The organism is Bacillus sp. AR13-1 (genome assembly GCF_008042285.1).
In the GTDB taxonomy this organism is placed as follows: domain Bacteria; phylum Bacillota; class Bacilli; order Bacillales; family Bacillaceae_G; genus Bacillus_A; species Bacillus_A mycoides.
In genome coordinates, this window is record NZ_QNUA01000004.1 from 52,493 (window position 1) to 70,228 (window position 17,736).

Consider the following 17,736-nt stretch of genomic DNA (forward strand, 5'->3'; position numbering starts at 1 on the left):
AGATATTAGATGAAAGCAACCGGAGTAACTAGAAAAATAGATGAATTAGGGCGTGTGGTAATTCCAAAGGAACTTAGAAATACGCTAGGTATGAAAGAAAAATCACCATTAGAGATCTTTGTAGAAGGTGAAGACATTGTTTTACAGAGGTATCAGCCTGGTGGTGTTTGTGTGTTAACAGAAGAAGTGTCAAATCGTAACATATCATTAGCAAATGGTAAGATAGCATTAAGTCCAGAAGGTGCAGAATTATTAATAAAAGAAATAGAACAATACCTTGTAAAATAAGAAGCTCCTTTCAAGGGGCTTTTTTAGGTTTAACATTATAATTTCACGTACCGTAATAATTAATAAAAGATAAAACACCACACAAATAGTCTACATTTACTTTTATGTTGAATTAATCCGCTAAATGGATCATGTATTGTTTATTTTGCATAGATTTCTTGCGAAATATGTCCCTAAAGCAGTATTTCAATTTAAATGTGATACGATAGTTATATATTCGTTTTGCTAGTAAAAGGAGATGAGTTTCGATGAAAAACCACAAAAAAGTAAATGGAAAAATCCTTCAAACAAATAAAAAATGGTCACATCTCAAGCGAAAACAAAAAGAACATATTTCTAATTGGTTACGTAGAGAATATACACAGTTTTTAAAAACACATCATAGAAAACCTAGAAAGTATGAACATGATGAGATTCTTCATGAAGTGATGATTCAAATGCAGGAACGTGAAATTTGGATTCTTTATGGTGAAGTAAAAAGATATTATCTAAGCAAAATAGGAAAATGGTTTAGAAAAATAGAAAGTGAATGGGAATCACATATATCCAATAGTGAAAAGCAGCAGGTATGAGAAGAAAAGTAAATACAAACAAACCAGGGGGCGCATTTCATGTTTAATTTACAAGAAGATATGTACGAACAATTGAAAGAGAAAAAAGGGGAAGTTACTGTATTTTTAAAGAATGGCGTTCCAGTACGTGGGCAGATCCTTGCAACAGATAAATTTACTGTCTTAATGATGGTTCATGGTAAACAACAACTGGTATACAAACAAGCCATCTCTACAATCATTAAGTAATACCATAAAGTATTTAGCTCTACCTAGGCAAATTTTACGATCTATGCAATACCAATCTGTTAATATGTACAAATGTAAACAGGATATTAGGGGCACCATATAGTGAAAACGAGTTTTACAAAAGTATGAAAGTAGCAAACTAATATAAACAAGTTGTAATATTGCCATCAACTCAAAAAGAACATGTAGTAATTTCTACATGTTCTTTTTTTAATAAAAATGAAAGTAAACTTTTAGCCGTTTAGTTTACTTTCAAATCATTTATTTAATTAGGTTTATCACAACTTATTCATTTCCCTCAAAAATTCTTATAGAAGTATACCTTTAAAGACATTACTTATATAGTCAAGGATTATCATGTTTAAAGATGTGTTATAAAATATTTTTAAACGTTTATTAAACATCTACAACCTTTATAAATTTCTTAGCGTACAAATTTATCGAAATGATATGGTGACCCCAATTAGGATTACGTTCTTTTAAAAGTACTGGTATATCCGGGTTTAGGTGATTAGTTACAACTGCTTGGAAGTTTTTGTACCAAAACATAATGTATTAATATTTTGACATTTTTAAAGATTTTAATACGTTTTTAATAATAAACGTATTAAAATCCTTCTTTTTCTCATAGATTCATTTGATTATTCTTCTTATCAAGTGAATTGAAATATGTTCATTATCTTATATAAATGAGTATATTTATGTTAAATTGTGTAAATATGTGTCAATAGATAATATGAATATATAAGTATTTGGAAATATAGCGGAGGGATATTATGAAAAGGGGACAGAAACAAAAAACAAAAAATTTAGTGATGATAACTGCCACATTATCTATGTTTGCTACTGGAATAACGCCTTCATTAGAAGTCTTTGCGGAAGAACAAGCACAGCAAAAGAAAGTATCTACAACGTTACAGAATGAAAATTCTGTTAATGTGGAAAATCGAGTATTTGCAGTTCCAGGAAAAGGAGATGTCTCCCAACTTCAAAATATTGAAAGAAGGGAAAGAAATTTTAGTGCATACGAGCCAACAGGGTTATATGCTAAGCCAAATGAACAAATAACAATTCAGGTACAAGGAAATCAAAGTATACAAGCATATATTGGAACTTTCTCGTTCGATGCTTCTTGGAGGGAAGATTCCAAAATTAAATCATTTACTTTAAATCCAGGTACAAACACAATTCAATCTCCAAATGGAGGAATGATTTATTTTTATAATAAACAACAAGGTGGTACCATTCAAACAACAGTAATAACAGGCGGAACGGCTACTCCTCTCTTTGAACTTGGAAAGCATACGAAACAAGATTTAATAAATATGCTCAATCAATATCCAAATGCACATGCGGTGGAATTAAAAGGGGAGCGCGTATTGATTACTGCTAGCCCAGTTCGTGTTAAAAAATATTTGATAGACTCTAACACAGATCCTGTACAACTCTTAAAAAAAATGGATGAGGCTACTAGAATTCAAGATAAAATATCTGGATTATCTGAAGAACAAGTAGATAAACATTATCTGCATTATGTGGAGGATAACCATTCTCTGGATTATTATATGTATGCATATCCTCACAGAACTGCATATGTAGGAGATGCAATCCAACATGTATTAGACATTAATAAATTTACAAATGATGGATGGGGACCTTGGCATGAGGCAGGACATATGAGACAACAAACGCCTTGGAACTTTAAAAATATGACAGAGGTACAAGTCAATCTTTACAGCCTTGCTGTAGAAAAAGCATTTACATCTAATCAACCTTTTAGATTGCAACAAGAGGGCGCTTATACTAAGGCATTTCAATACTTAGAACAACCTAATAAAAATTATGATGACATTAGTGACCTTTTTGTTAAAGTTGTAATGCTTTGGCAATTACAACTAGCGTACGGAGAAGACTTCTATCCTAAGTTGCATCAGCTGTATAGAGACATGCCTTCAAATGAGATTCCACAAACTGATGAAACGAAAAAACAATTATTTATGATTTCAGCATCAAAGGCAGCAAAACAAAATTTAATTCCGTTTTTTGAGAAATGGGGATTACGCCCAAATAATGATACAATCCAAAAAGTAGCGGCACTAGGGTATCCAAATTTAACGGCTGAAATTTGGAAAAGTACAGATTCTAATCCGGTTAAACCGGATACACCGAATTTTTCGAATATTTTAGAAGGAAACCAGTTTGCATGGTCGATGAAAGGGATTGGTGATTTTGAATTTGTGAAAGTAAATTTAAATAAATCAACAGAAGAAATGCAAATTAATCTAAAAGCAGGTGTACCACATAACTACTTTGATAGTACATATGCAAGTATTAAAGTGCAAAACACATCAGGTAAAGTGGTATATAACAAAGAGATTTATGGAAATAAGCAACAAAATGCTGAGCAAGCAAAAGTTCCGGTAAAAGTAGGCAATTTTATTGAATTCACACATTTAGAAGGTGCGAACAGAGCTACTATTACAAATATGGAAAAAAACATTCAGGAAAGTTTTGGGAATAAAGCGGTCTATGAGATTACAAAAGAGGGATTGAAGAAAGTAGATAACATTGTTAATCCGAAACCAGATACAGAAGCTCCCACACAGCCACAAGGATTATATGCAAGTAACGTTACTTCTAACAGTGTAGAGCTAAAATGGAATTCTTCTACAGATAATGTAGGTGTAAAAGAATATCAGGTATTACGTGATGGACAACTAATTCAAACGATACAAGGAACGACGTTTACTGATCAAAACTTAACAGCTAACAAGGAATATAAATATGCAGTGAAGGCTGTAGATGCAGCTGGAAATACATCAATTCAAAGTAACATTCTTCCGATAAAAACAAAAGATCAAAATGTATCTTATGAAAAATGGAATCCGAAGAAGGCATATACAAAGGGAGACAAAGTAGAACATCAAGGGAAGGTGTATGAGGCTGTTCAAAATCATCAAGGAAATGGTGACCCGAATTGGATATTTGCGTTATCTTTATGGAAACCACTTACAATCAATTAATATGTAAGAATTAGATGTGAATATAGAACATCATAGATTGGGTCAGTATTTTAAAGAATTACTGGATGTTGCTTGAATTTTGATAGATTTCTCTACTAAGTTATTATTTAAAAATAAAAATTAGAAAAGGAAGTAGATTAGTGATTAGTCAGAAAACGAAAAAAAGATTTAATAAAGTTATTATAATTACCGCAGCATGTAGCATGTTTTCTATGTTTGGAACGTCTATTTCGCACACTAAAGCAGTAACACGTTCAGCTGCTCCTTCAGTTTATGTGAGTCCACAAAATACAGCTTCCTCAGATATTATTAGTATAGACTGGTCACCAGTTCAGACTGCACCTTATACGTATTGGGCTGTACACAATTGGAATGCAGGTGGTGAAGCTGGAGGATATGCTGGTTTTCAACAACAAAGTGGGTTTGATGAAAATGGAAAACGTACTTTACATTTTGCCTTATGGGATCCAATTGCCTCTAAAGAAGCAATAAAGGCCGAATACTTATCTCCGAATTCACAAGCTGGACTCTTTGGAGGAGAAGGAACAGGACTGAAGGTTCAAACAACTTATGGTTGGAAAGACCACAATTGGTACAGAATGACAATGCGTTCATGGCAAGAAAATGGTCATACTAAATTTGGACAATGGATGAAAGATGTAACAAAGAATAAATGGCATCTAATTGCAATTATGGACTTTCCGGTTGCTAATGTTGCATTTAATCATGGATTAGGAATGTTTCAAGAAGACTGGGCTGGTAATGGACAGGATGTTCGAGAAGCACGCCTAAAAAATGGTTATAGTCGAAAGTTATTAGATAAACAATGGAATTCTTGGAATAATCAAAGTATTTCTGGACAGCATGATACTTCTTATCAATATGATGGAGGAGCGACTTCAGAATATGTATGGGTCAAAGCAGGAGGTAATACTCAATCTACCATTGGAACAGGAAAAATATTCACACTAAATCAACCTACTCAACCTGAAATAGGAAAACTAGATTTTGATATACAATCTATATATTATGAAAATGAAAAATTAAATGTATCCTGGAAACTAAAAGAAAATAGCACACCACAATTTAAAGGTAAAATTGAAATTTATAATGATGAAAATATGACAGGACAACCAATCGAGATAATTGATAATATTAAATCTTATCAAAGTGAGATTAGTCAATCTATACTATTATCTACAAATGCTTATGCAAAAATTATATTAACAGATTTATTTGATCAAACTGTTGAGAAAAAGGTACAAATCAAAAATGAATTTCCAAACATTTTAGAAGGTAACGAATTTGCATGGTCGCTAAAAGGGATTGGAGATTTTGAATTTGCGAAAGTAAATTTAAATAAATCAACAGAAGAAATGCAAATTGATTTAAAAGCAGGTGTACCACATAACTACTTTGATAGTACATATGCAAGTATTAAAGTGCAAAACACATCAGGTAAAGTAGTATATAACAAAGAGATTTATGGAAATAAGCAACAAAATGCTGAGCAAGCCAAAGTTCCGGTAAAAGTAGGCGATTTTATCGAATTCACACATTTAGAAGGAGCGAACCGAGCTAATATTACAAATATGGAAAAGAACATGCAGGAAAGTTTTGGTAACAAAGCAGTCTATGAGATTACAAAAGAGGGATTGAAGAAAGTAGATAGCATTGTTAATCCGAAACCAGATACAGAAGCTCCCACGCAGCCACAAGGATTATATGCAAGCAACGTTACTTCTAACAGTGTAGAACTAAAATGGAATCCTTCTACAGATAATGTAGGTGTAAAAGAATATCAGGTATTACGTGATGGACAACTAATTCAAACAATACAAGGTACGACGTTTATTGATCAAAATCTAACAGCTAATAAGGAATATAAATACGCAGTAAAGGCTGTAGATGCAGCTGGGAATACATCAAATCAAAGTAACATTCTTCTGATAAAAATAAAAGATCAAAATATATCTTATGAAAAATGGGATCCGAGGAAGGCATATACAAAGGGCGACAAAGTAGAACATCAAGGGAAAGTGTATGAAGCTGTTCAAAATCATCAAGGAAATGGTGATCCGAATTGGATATTTGCCTTATCGTTATGGAAACCACTTACTTTGAATTTTTAAGTTGATAGGCGTGGGAATACCACGTTATAAAATGAAATTCGATAAAGGTAAAATTAGTGAAAGTTATAGGGACTAAGTTGCATTCCACTATGTCAGCCAGTTGCGAAAGGTTAGGAAACTACCAAATTATATTCATGTTGGCTGTTTAATTCCTCATGCCTTTAAGTATGGAAATTATTTTATATAAACGAGAATCATGCAGCAGTCAAAGGTCAAAAACAAAAAAGGGGGAATTATTTTGAAAAGGATTTCATCTTTATTATTAACAATGCCGATTATTTTAGGAAGTATTGCTACGATTCCGCATACAAAGGTTTCAGCTGAAACAATGTCATTCAATCAAGAGACATTCACTTTAGAAACATTGGACCAACAGACGGATCAAGCAATTGCAAATGGTAATTTTGAAGCTCATTTGAATAATCTCACAGCATATCTGAATGGAAATATTGGGGGTATTACTGAAGAGAATTTAAAAAAGAAGCTTGTAGATCCAGTATTTGCAGCAGCTTTGGCTCAGTGGCAATTCATATCACAAACAGGTGCTGCAACAATGGATGCATTTGCTAAAAAAGATGCTGACCATCAAAAATTTCTTAGCTGGGCTATGAAAAATACAGATGTGATGAATACCTATCTTGAAGGTGGTAGTCCAACTGGAAAAAACCCTGTAAATGCACTTGAGATATGGCATACAATTTGGAATGCGGATGCAGATTCTCACAAAGGATTGTATTTAAAATTAGCGATATCCACATCGTTAGCTCATGCTGAACCTATAAAATATTGGACAAACAATAAACCTATTAATCCATTAACAAGATACCAGCATTATAAATCAGCAGATCAAAATAACGAGTTACTTCCTTGCTTTAGAACATATGATGTTTGGCATTTAAGATTAGTAGTGAATACTTGGTCACCAGAAGAAGATTTAACTTGGGCAAGAAATATGATTAATACGGAACATCCAGAACTTAAAAGTCAAGATAAGGTAGGGGAAAGTGCATATTTGATTAAATATACAACCCATAACAAAGATGGAGTTAGCATTCACGCTGGAAATGATGCATTCTACGGTTTAGGTTGGAATCTTTCTTCCATTTACAGATTTGGCGGGGTATGCGGTAATATTTCGAAGTTTGGTACGCAAGTAAGCCAAGCCTTTGGAGTGGCAGCTATGCCTGTTGGACAACCTGGACATTGTGCACTCATATGGAATAACAAACCATCTTCTTGGAATTTAGGAAATGATATATCCGGATGGGGTGAATCGAGCCGTCATGATGCAACTGTTATTCCTTGGTCAGATAATAGCCCGACAAATCAAGTACCGTATATGCTACTATTTGAAAATGCTGAACGTGACCTAGTAAAACTAGATCAATCAGAGCGATTACGCTGGTTAGCGAAAGCGATCACTTCAGCAGATAATAAAATTGCAATTTATAAAATATCCACCAATATTTTACCAATCAATTTTTTAGTATGGAAAGATTACGTTTCTCTTATGTTACAAAATCCAAATGTAACAGATGCTGAGTGGAAAGAATTAAATAACAGTATCATTTCTGTTTTTGCGAATGAACCGCGACCGATGATGGATCTTCTTACTCAAATAAAAAGCCATGTACCAAATACAGATGATATCTTGGAAGGAAAACAGTTTTCATGGTCACTGAAAGGGATTGGAGATTTTGAATTTGCAAAAGTAAATTTAAATAAATCAACAGAAGAAATGCAAATTGACCTAAAAGCAGGTGTACCACACCATTACTTTGATGGCACATATGCAAGTATTAAAGTGCAAAACACATCAGGTAAATTGGTCTATAACAAAGAGGTTTATGGGAATAAACAGCAAAATGCTGAATCAAAAACAGTCCCAGTAAAAGTGGGCGATTTTATTGAACTTACACACCTAGAAGGTGAAGAGAGAGCAACGTTAATAAATTTAGATAATAATAAGCACGAAAGCTTTGATAAAAAGGTAATGTATGAGGTTACAAAGGATGGCCTGAAGAAAGTAAATCAAATTGTTAATCCTAAGCCAGATACAGAGTCTCCAACACAGCCACAAGGATTATATGCAAGCAATGTTACTTCTAACAGTGTAGAGCTAAAATGGAATCCTTCTTCAGATAATGTAGGTGTAAAAGAATATCAGGTATTACGTGATGGACAATTGATTCAAACGGTACAAGGAACGACGTTTACTGATCAAAACCTAAAAGTTAGTAAGGAATATAAATATGCAGTGAAGGCTGTAGATGCAGCTGGAAATACATCAAATCAAAGTAACATTCTTCTGATAAAAACAAAAGATCAAAATGTATCTTATGAAAAATGGGATCCGAGGAAGGCATATACAAAGGGGGACAAAGTAGAGCATCAAGGGAAAGTGTATGAAGCTGTTCAAAATCATCAAGGAAATGGTGACCCAAATTGGATATTCGCTTTGGCATTATGGAAGCCACTAACATAGGGGTCTAATATATATTGAAACTACGCCAAAATGTTGATGGCAATTATGGGGTTTCCCTCATTCCCATTAAGCTAACATTTTGAAGTGCCTACAAAACGGAAATTACAGCCAATAAAATAAAGTGGTTTTCCAATGTTGGGTTCCGTGAATGTTACCTATTGAAAAAATGATTTATAGTAATAACATAGACATTTGACGAAAGGGCAACGAATGCATGGTTGCCCTTATTATTCTAAAAGTTCCTTTATAATTTCTTTTATATGCTTAGTGGGCTTATCAACATGGTTTAAATAATAATTTTCAGTTATGACAAGACCTGGTCCTACTATTGAACGAAGAAAAGGTGATATCTTTCCTGTGTAATTATTAATAGTTATGCATTCAGTATCTTCATTCATTAGAATGTTATATTTACATGTTATTTCTAATACAGGCTTTCCTTCATTATTTATCATTTTTCGAGAACTGATGGATTCAATAAGCGCATTACTTTGTTCGATTTAAAAACTATCTGTATTAGCCAAATCGTAGGAAATAATGAAAGCTATACCTATTGCGTTAATCATAGATTTCCTCCTTTAGTAGTTATGCTTACTAAAATATAATAATATATATTAAAAGTAAACAATATGAGAGCAAGTGATGTATGGTTACTCTTTTTTATACGAAATATGACATACCGTAATGGATTATATAATAACAATTTCAGACATAAAGATAATTGAGAAGCATACACTTATATAGAACGGTTGCAAATATAATTACCGATACTCTTTGCGAGAGAGCACTTAAGGAGAGTGCTCTTTTTCATTTTCACACTTTAAAAGAGACAAGCATATAGTATAAAACAAGTTATATTTCATCTAATCCCTTTTTTACCAAAGTACTCGTGGAAACGGGTGCTGTTATTATGTAACCTTTTGATAAGGACAAGTATAGGTACAACCCTGCGTTGTTCCTTATTCACTCATATCTAACTCCTTATCACATTAAGAGCATCCTTGTGTAGGGTGCTTTTTATCATGTAATAAAACACTTTTTACACCAAAAAAGAAAGAAAACGAAAATTTTATATCCCTACAGTTATTTATGAAAGTTCAATTCATTTTTTCATTTTGGGGAACAACCAACTTCTTAAGTTGATGGGCATGGGGTAGCACCGTACATCCATCAACTTAAGAAGAATAAACGCCACCAAAACAAAAAAAGTCCCAAATTTTTCTTGAAAATAAATTGGGGCTCTTGAACCAGAAAAGTATATTTTTAACTATGAAAACTACGATAAATTTTTCCTTTTTTCCTACTTGCTAAATTCAGCAAGTAAAATATTTTTAAAAGGATTAGGACTGTCAGTTCTACCCAAACTATTCCAATTGACGACCAACGTATGCTTGCCTCCAAGTGTACCTCCAACAAGAGTAGTAAACCCTAGAATGCCACCTGTGTGTCCCCATATCGAGACACCGCTTGGAAGCTTAGTTTCATAGATTCCAAGACCATATCCATCGATTCCTTCTTTTCCTGTAGGAACTGTAGTAAGCATTTGTTTTAGTTGCTGGTCTTTCAGTAATTTGCCACTGAGCAAGTAAGAGAAGAATTTATTTAAGTCGTCAGCAGTAGAAATCATATCTCCAGCTGAGCTAGCTACACTTGGGTTATAATAAGTAACGTCTTTTAGCTCACTTGTTCCGTCTGGTTGGACATATCCACGGGCATGATTGATGCCTGGAATAACGCTTGAATTGCCAGGTAGGAATGTATTCGATAATTCAAGCGGTTCAATAATCCGATTTTCAATCTCTTCCGCATAGCTGTTTCCGGTTACTTTTTCAATAAGAATACCCAGTAATACGTATCCTGTGTTTGAATAAGACCAACCCTTTCCTGGGGCAAAGTCTGGGGGCAGAGAAATCCCCATCTTCACTAACTCTTCAGCCATATACGATTTTTTTGTATCCATAAAATCAGCGTCTTTTGACCTTGAGTATTCAGCGATACCACTTGTATGGTTCAATATCTGCCGGATAGTAATCTGGTTACCATCATATCCGTTTCCTTGAATGACACCAGGCAACCATTTTTCGATGGAGTCGTCTAGATTCAAGCGGTTCTCTCCAGCTAATTGAAGTACAACCGTTGCGGTGAACGTCTTCGTCACGCTGCCAATGCGAAAGCGAAAATCTGTTTTCATTGATTGCTTGGTGCTTAGATTCGCTATCCCAGCGGCATACCCCCACGTTTTTCCACCCTCAGAAGTTTTAGCAAGTATCCCCGGGTATCCAAGTTGCAATGTATCCCGCATTGCTTGCTTGACGGAAGTACGATCTCGTTGAGTATTTGTTTGTAACGAACTAGATACATTCTGAGTGGGCTCTGCTTTTACAATTGAGGTTGGTGTTGTATATAATAGAGAACTTCCAGCTATTAAAAGGGCCAGACTTGCACATGTAATTTGACTACGTGTTTTCATAAGGCATTCCTCTCCTCTATTCATATTGTATAGGTGGTTGCTTGCTGTTTCATACTAACCACACAGCTATCATCTTCACCGATTACAAAAGGTCAACATTGAATTTGTAATCATCTTCATAAGTATTATTTTATCAACGCCATTCTGCCCTAACAAACGGTAAATCTCTCTTTTTTCACATGTTTGTAAACCACAGAAATTACTTCTTTTCCTTGAAACACTTTTGTTACTAGTTTGTTTTTCATATATAAGTCATATCTGTTCCGCCTTTCACGCCTCGTAATATTTTTATCCTATACAATGAAACTCTCTTTTTCCTTACCCATTCCTTACAAATTTCTTACGTTTAAAATAGATTCTATTTATTAATATTATTTAAAATCTGCGATACGATTTAATCTTAATTTAGTTGTTTTATAGAAATATTTCTGGTTTTCAGAAAATAATAATCGGAATATTCATTGTTTTCTATATTATTTTTAGAAAATAATCCCATTAATAGGAGTGTTATGATTTAATTGTTAGTCAATATCTCACTTTTAGAGCGTTAGTGTCTTTGAGAAAGTCAAAGCAAGCTATTGATTTCATTACCATCACAAACGAACTGCAAAAAAAGAATAGGGTTGAAGAGGCGGGAGAAGTCTCTTATTCCACCCAATTAGTTTCTATCGTCCCTATTTAGTAAACTTAAGGAGCTCGTTTTTATGAAAATTACCGAATCAAAAAGTCTATGGGGAAATACAATTTATTTACAAGTTTTCTCTGCGTATTCACTGCTTATGCTCGGAGTATTTATTGACATGTTAGCCATTATGACCATTGTTAGTTTTGAATGGGAAGTAGACCCCACCATGATTGGATTAATTCCTGTTGCGTATGCACTTCCTGGGATTATATTTAGTTCATGGGCAGGCGTGATTGCTGATCGCTTTAGAAAAATTCCAATTATGATGTTTTGTAATCTAATGGTTGGTTTATTAACAATTGTTCTTTTATTTGTCCAAAATATTCATTGGCTTTTGTTAGCATTAATGGTTCGTTCCATTTTCACCGTTTTTTACTATCCTGCACAGCAAACACTAACACGACAGATTGTTTCTCCTTATCTGCTTACCAAAGCAGTAAGTATCAATGGGATAGTTGAGCAAGGAACCAAGATACTGGGCCCACTTATAGGAGGAATGTTACTGAGCTGGTTTCAGCCAGAGTTTTGTCTGATTATAAGGGCAATATGCTGTTTACTAGCTGCTTTGGTTCTGTTGCCCACAATAAGGTTACAGGAATCTCTGTCAAGAGAACATATAGAAAAGAAACAGCAAAGTACTTGGACTGCTTGGTTACAAGGCTGGGGTTATGTATTATCCAATCGGATGATATTATCAACCATGATTTTCTTTACAATAGCTATGGCAGTATTACAATTAGTAGACTCACAGTTCCCTACTTTATTTAAGAGCTTGTTCCCAAATGATAAGAGTAAAATGGGATACATCATTTCTATTATTGGTCTTGGGGGAATAATTGGCGCATTCTTAACTCAGAAATTAAAACATTTTCAATATGGTTGGGTAATATGTGGAGGTATTGCTTTAATGGGAATTGGCTTTGGAGGAATAAGTCTGATAACTCTGATAAGTCCTGATGCATCCCTCATTTTTGCCTATCTGATCAGTTTTATAGCTGGTATTGGAAGTGGACTTATGTTTGTATCCAATCAAGTCATTCTACAAATAGAATCTCATCAAGAACAGGTCGGAAGAGTATTTGGGATTCAAAGCAGTTTAGCAAATGCAGCCCTCATTATTTCTCCTGCTATGAGCGGTCCACTGGTTCACTTTTTCGGAGTAATTGAACTCTATTTTTATGTGGGTATTGGGCTCATCATCATTGCAGTAATTGGGGTTGCACTACAGAAATATTTATGGGTTACACATAAACAAGAACCTGTAAGAGTAAATAATTTTTGAAGGGAAGATTTTTTATGGCCAATGAGGAATGTTATCCGTTAAGTCATCCACAGAGGAGAATATGGTATACAGAAGTTATTCATTCCGGTAAAGGGATATGTAATTTAAGGTTTTTGTTTAAACTTCATAGAAAAATGGATTATTCAAAATTAAATCGAGTTGTGAATCGTGTTATTAGTGAAAATGATGGTCTTTGCATCAGATTAAAAGAAAATGGGCTTCAGGAACCTGAACAATATTTTATTAAACATGAAGAACAAGAATTTGAGTTTTTCGATTTCAGTTCCGTGGAGGATTCAGATTTGCTTGAGAAATGGATTGAGCAGAAAACAAAAGAAACGTTTACATTATTTAATTCAGATTTATACTATTTCGCTTTAATAAAATTAAACGATAATGAATGTGCAGTCTTTGGGAATGTTCATCATATTATCATGGATGGTTTATCAATCCAAATATTTACCAGTCAGATTGCAAAATATTATTATGAGATGCATAACGAGACTGAGGAAGGCGAAATTAGAAATTCATATGTTCAATTTCTGGCCAATGAACAAACATACTTGAATAGTATTCGCTTTCAAAAAGATCAAAAATTCTGGTTAGAGGAATTTAAAACAATTCCATCTGTGACGGGATTGAAGCCTTATAATACGTCCCAAGTTAGTACCAAAGCATCACGTGAAACGTTTATATTATCGGAGCATTTGAAGAAAAAGATAGAGTTATTTTCTGAAGATTATAAATTAAGTGTATATTCTCTTTTTGTTGCAGCGTTTTCGTTGTCGATTTATCGGTGGACCTCGTCGCTTGATATTGCATTAGGAATGGCTTATGGCAATCGTATGACTAAAATGGAGCGGGAATTAATTGGAATGATGGTGAGTACAGTTCCTCTAAGAATGGATATCGCCCCTGAAGAAGAAGTGCTTTCATTTATTGGTCGAGTGTCCAGAAAACAAAGTAAATCATTACGACATCAGAAATTTCCATTTGATTTGTTATTAAAGCAGATTAATAAAGAGAACAACAGCAATGTTAGACTTTTCGGAACTACGATTGATTATAGAGATCGTGATGAAAGTGGTGACTCACTTTGGATTCCAAATGGTGAAGAAATGCAAGATTTTGCAGTACATATTGAGAATTTGACTGATATAGACTCTTTACAAGTACATATTGACTATCGTAAAGAGCTATTTTCTAAAGAAGAGATAAACCGCTTTTTTAAAACCATGTTAGCAATAATAGAAAATACATTTAAAAACCCAAAGCAAAAAGTTTTTGAGATTGAAATTATTTCAGAAGAAGATAAAAGAAAAAGTTTAGTAGAGTTCAATGAACCAAAGCTTGACTTTCCATATCATGCAACCATTCATGAATTGTTTGAACAGCAAGCGATGATTTATCCAAATGCTATTGCAGTTATGTATGAAAAGGAGAGGATTACCTATAGAGAGCTAAATGAACGTGCAAATCAGTTAGCACATTATCTACAGAAAAAAGGAATAGGACACGATTCTTTGGTGGGCCTTTGTGTTGAACGTTCTCTGGGAATGATTATAGGCATTTTGGGGATTTTGAAGGCTGGTGGAGCTTATGTTCCACTTGATCCAACATATCCAGAGCAGCGACTTCAGTATATTTTAGAAGATGCTAGCATTCAATTAGTTGTAACGCAAGAAAGTTTAAAAGGATTGAAATGGTTACCAGAAAATATAAAATCGATTTGTCTTGATCGTGATCGTGATGAGATTGAGCAAGAAAGTAAGACTTTACCGATTTCTAATGTAAATCCTCAACACCTAGCTTACGTAATCTATACTTCGGGATCAACAGGGAATCCGAAGGGCGTCATGGTAGAGCATCACAATGTTATTCGTTTATTTAAATCAACGGAATGTTGGTATCAGTTTAATGAAAAAGATACTTGGACGCTTTTTCATTCTTATGCATTTGATTTCTCAGTATGGGAAATTTGGGGAGCATTATTGTATGGTGGAAAACTGGTTGTTGTTCCTTACTGGATTAGTCGATCGCCTAAGGATTTCTATCAACTATTGGTAGAGGAAGAAGTCACGGTTCTAAATCAGACGCCTTCCGCATTTCGACAATTAATACAGGTGTGTGAACAAGAAGATGAGAATAAAAACTTGCAGCTGCGTTATGTGATATTTGGTGGAGAAGCGTTAGAACCTATTAGCTTGTTACCATGGTTTCAAAGATATGGTGAGAAAGAACCGCAGTTAATTAACATGTATGGAATTACAGAAACTACAGTTCATGTTACATATTATCCGATTACTCTAGATGATGTGCAGCATGCTTCAAGAAGTAATATCGGAAAACGAATTCCAGATTTAGAAGTGTATATACTAGACGCCTATCAACAACCTGTTCCTATAGGTGTAGATGGTGAGCTTTATATTGGCGGGGCAGGGCTTGCACGTGGGTATTTAAATAGACCTGAATTAACAGCAGAGCGCTTTATATCTCATCCATTTAGTAGTGATTCGAAAGCAAGATTATACCGGACAGGAGACTTAGCGAGGTATTTGCCGGATGGGAATCTGGATTATCGTGGAAGAATTGATCATCAGGTTAAAATACGTGGTTTCCGAATTGAGATTGGGGAGATTGAGTCTACTTTAAATGCATATGCATCTATAAAAGAGGCAGTTGTAATTGTAAGAGAAGATCAACCGGGTGATAAACGATTAGTAGCATATGTTGTAGGAGATGGAAATGTAGGTGCGTGGAGAGAGTACCTTAAAGCGAAACTACCGAGCTATATGGTCCCTTCGGGATTTGTGACGATGGAAGCTATTCCACTTACAGCTAACGGTAAAGTTGATCGTGAGGCCTTACCTGTGCCGGAGGAAAAGCAGATTAAAAGTGAAGCTGTTGCCCCTCGGAATAGTAACGAACAGATACTGGCTACCATCTGGAAGCATGTGTTAGGTGTTAAAAAGGTGGGAATCTATGATAATTTCTTTGAAATTGGTGGTGACTCGATTCTCAGTATTCAAATCATATCTCAAGCAAGTCAAGTGGGGTTAAAACTTACTCCAAAGCAAATGTTTGAATGCCCAACCATTGCCGAGTTGGCACAAGTGGCTATAGAAACGCAGGGAGTGCAAGCGGAGCAGGGAATTGTGACAGGAGAAGTGCCCCTTACTCCAATTCAGTACTGGTTCTTCGAGCAAGAACATTCACGTCCGGAGCATTGGAATCAATCAATGCTTTTAAGAGTAAAAGAGAGATTGGACGTGAAGTTACTAGAAGGAGCGATCTTAAACTTACTAAAACATCATGATGCTTTACGTTTCCGGTACGAACAGTTACCAAATGGAACGTGGAGGCAGAGAAATGAAAGGACTGATGAGCATTCTGTACTTCATGTGGTAAAACGGAACAAAGCTAATGAACAAGCGTGGAATAAAGTAATACAAGAAGAGATGAACATTACTCAAACTAGTTTCAATTTAGTTACAGGTCCGTTAATGAGAGTAGTTTACTTTGAGGACACCTTGTCTGGAAATGATCGAATATTCTGGGTGATTCATCATTTAGTAGTAGATGGAGTATCGTGGAGAATTCTATTGGAAGATTTACAGGTGGTATATAACCAGATGAAACAAGGTCAAGGAGTTCGCCTACCTGCGAAAAGTACATCTTTTAAAGAGTGGTCGGAACGCCTGCAGGCATACAGTGATTCGGGTGTTTCAAAAGAAGTACAAGATTATTGGAATGAACGGGTAGAAAAAGAAACGATGAAAATTCCAATGGACTATCCAATGCAAGAAACAACAGAAGAATCGATTGATCAAGTGACGAGGACTTTAGGAGTAGAAGAAACACATGCATTGTTACAAGAAGTTCCAGTGACTCATAAGACAAGGATAAATGAGGTACTATTGGCGGCATTAGGACAAGCTATCGTCGATTTTACAAATCAGCAAACGGTTTCTATTCATCTAGAAGGACACGGGAGAGAAGAGATGGTTGAAGGTATTGATCTATCACGGACAGTGGGCTGGTTCACGAGTATTTATCCTGTTCATCTGAATTTTCAAGGAACTAAAACACCTATTGAAGGATTAAAGGCTGTAAAAGATCAATTGCGTCAAATTCCGAATCGCGGAGTTGATTATGGTATTTTACGTTACTTGAAAAAAGAATTACTTCCGTTTTATCAGCAAAAGCCTTCAATAAGCTTTAACTATTTGGGCCAATTTGATCAAGTGTTTTCAAAAGAATCTTTGTTTATGCAAGAGACAGGGTTTACATTTTTAGATCATGCTCCAGATTCCAAGCCATCTCATCTAATTGAGGTTATCGGTATGGTAAAAGATGAGAAGTTACATTTTGTTTGGATATATAGTAGAGAACAGTTTTCTAGATTAAAAATTCAAGCGATAGCAGATGGTATGTTGAGGCATCTTCTTCAACTTATTAATAAACCAACAACAGAGTCAGCTTTTACAGTATCAGATTTTGCTGATGCTGAGGATCTTACGGAAGAAAGCTTGAGCAAAGTATTACTTAAATTAACAAAGAAGAGGGTGTAA

The 17,736-nt window shown here is 34.7% G+C and carries 11 protein-coding genes; 9 read left to right on the forward strand and 2 right to left on the reverse strand.

Annotated elements, in window-relative coordinates; genetic code table 11:
- The first annotated feature begins 9 nt into the window (after positions 1-9).
- The 6 genes from DN408_RS01660 to DN408_RS01685 all read left to right on the forward strand — a co-directional run bounded on the left by DN408_RS01660 (position 10) and on the right by DN408_RS01685 (position 8,728).
- On the forward strand, positions 10-288 hold the full coding sequence (locus DN408_RS01660) for an AbrB/MazE/SpoVT family DNA-binding domain-containing protein (RefSeq protein WP_078179253.1): 279 nt from the start codon (positions 10-12) through the stop codon (positions 286-288).
- 248 nt (positions 289-536) lie between these two features.
- Complete coding sequence (locus tag DN408_RS01665; protein ID WP_002069661.1) at positions 537-860, forward strand: hypothetical protein; 324 nt, start codon at positions 537-539, stop codon at positions 858-860.
- Between the two features lie 39 nt (positions 861-899).
- Entirely contained in the window at positions 900-1,088 is a 189-nt protein-coding gene (hfq, locus tag DN408_RS01670) for an RNA chaperone Hfq (RefSeq protein ID WP_002203963.1), read from the forward strand.
- Positions 1,089-1,864: 776 nt separating this feature from the next.
- Positions 1,865-4,111 (forward strand): M60 family metallopeptidase, encoded by a 2,247-nt coding sequence (locus DN408_RS01675; protein WP_078179092.1) that lies wholly within the window; start codon positions 1,865-1,867, stop codon positions 4,109-4,111.
- Between the two features lie 140 nt (positions 4,112-4,251).
- The gene (locus DN408_RS01680) at positions 4,252-6,243 is read left to right on the forward strand and encodes a DUF3472 domain-containing protein (protein ID WP_003192781.1); all 1,992 of its coding nucleotides are present in this window, start codon (positions 4,252-4,254) and stop codon (positions 6,241-6,243) included.
- A gap of 238 nt (positions 6,244-6,481) precedes the next feature.
- Positions 6,482-8,728: a putative mucin/carbohydrate-binding domain-containing protein gene (locus tag DN408_RS01685; protein WP_078179093.1), complete on the forward strand. Its 2,247-nt coding sequence runs from the start codon at positions 6,482-6,484 to the stop codon at positions 8,726-8,728.
- A gap of 227 nt (positions 8,729-8,955) precedes the next feature.
- On the opposite strand, the gene DN408_RS31740 is transcribed toward DN408_RS01685, so the two are convergent.
- Both DN408_RS31740 and DN408_RS01690 read right to left on the reverse strand, forming a co-directional pair.
- A complete protein-coding gene (locus tag DN408_RS31740) occupies positions 8,956-9,183 on the reverse strand; it encodes a hypothetical protein (protein WP_131243726.1) in 228 nt (75 codons plus the stop codon).
- A gap of 845 nt (positions 9,184-10,028) precedes the next feature.
- Positions 10,029-11,198, reverse strand: coding sequence for a serine hydrolase domain-containing protein (locus tag DN408_RS01690; RefSeq protein WP_078179272.1), 1,170 nt, complete (start codon positions 11,196-11,198; stop codon positions 10,029-10,031).
- Positions 11,199-11,748: 550 nt separating this feature from the next.
- Between DN408_RS01690 and DN408_RS32380 the strand changes: the two genes are divergently transcribed.
- From DN408_RS32380 to DN408_RS01705, 3 genes are read left to right on the forward strand one after another with little or no spacing between them, the layout of a single operon-like run.
- Positions 11,749-11,880, forward strand: a complete 132-nt coding sequence (locus DN408_RS32380; RefSeq protein WP_003192741.1) for a DnaB-like helicase N-terminal domain-containing protein — start codon at positions 11,749-11,751, stop codon at positions 11,878-11,880.
- 22 nt (positions 11,881-11,902) lie between these two features.
- Positions 11,903-13,165 (forward strand): MFS transporter, encoded by a 1,263-nt coding sequence (locus DN408_RS01700; RefSeq protein ID WP_078178494.1) that lies wholly within the window; start codon positions 11,903-11,905, stop codon positions 13,163-13,165.
- A 14-nt stretch (positions 13,166-13,179) separates the two neighbouring features.
- Entirely contained in the window at positions 13,180-17,736 is a 4,557-nt protein-coding gene (locus tag DN408_RS01705) for a non-ribosomal peptide synthetase (RefSeq protein WP_078178493.1), read from the forward strand.

Excerpts from the sequence above, each read along its gene's own strand:
- DN408_RS01660 (WP_078179253.1), top strand. The coding sequence starts at position 10 with ATGAAAGCAACCGGAGTAACTAGAAAAATAGATGAATTAGGGCGTGTG.
- DN408_RS01665 (WP_002069661.1), top strand. The coding sequence starts at position 537 with ATGAAAAACCACAAAAAAGTAAATGGAAAAATCCTTCAAACAAATAAA.
- hfq (WP_002203963.1), top strand. The coding sequence starts at position 900 with ATGTTTAATTTACAAGAAGATATGTACGAACAATTGAAAGAGAAAAAA.
- DN408_RS01675 (WP_078179092.1), top strand. The coding sequence starts at position 1,865 with ATGAAAAGGGGACAGAAACAAAAAACAAAAAATTTAGTGATGATAACT.
- DN408_RS31740 (WP_131243726.1), bottom strand. The coding sequence starts at position 9,183 with ATGATAAATAATGAAGGAAAGCCTGTATTAGAAATAACATGTAAATAT.
- DN408_RS01690 (WP_078179272.1), bottom strand. The coding sequence starts at position 11,198 with ATGAAAACACGTAGTCAAATTACATGTGCAAGTCTGGCCCTTTTAATA.
- DN408_RS01700 (WP_078178494.1), top strand. The coding sequence starts at position 11,903 with ATGAAAATTACCGAATCAAAAAGTCTATGGGGAAATACAATTTATTTA.
- DN408_RS01705 (WP_078178493.1), top strand. The coding sequence starts at position 13,180 with ATGGCCAATGAGGAATGTTATCCGTTAAGTCATCCACAGAGGAGAATA.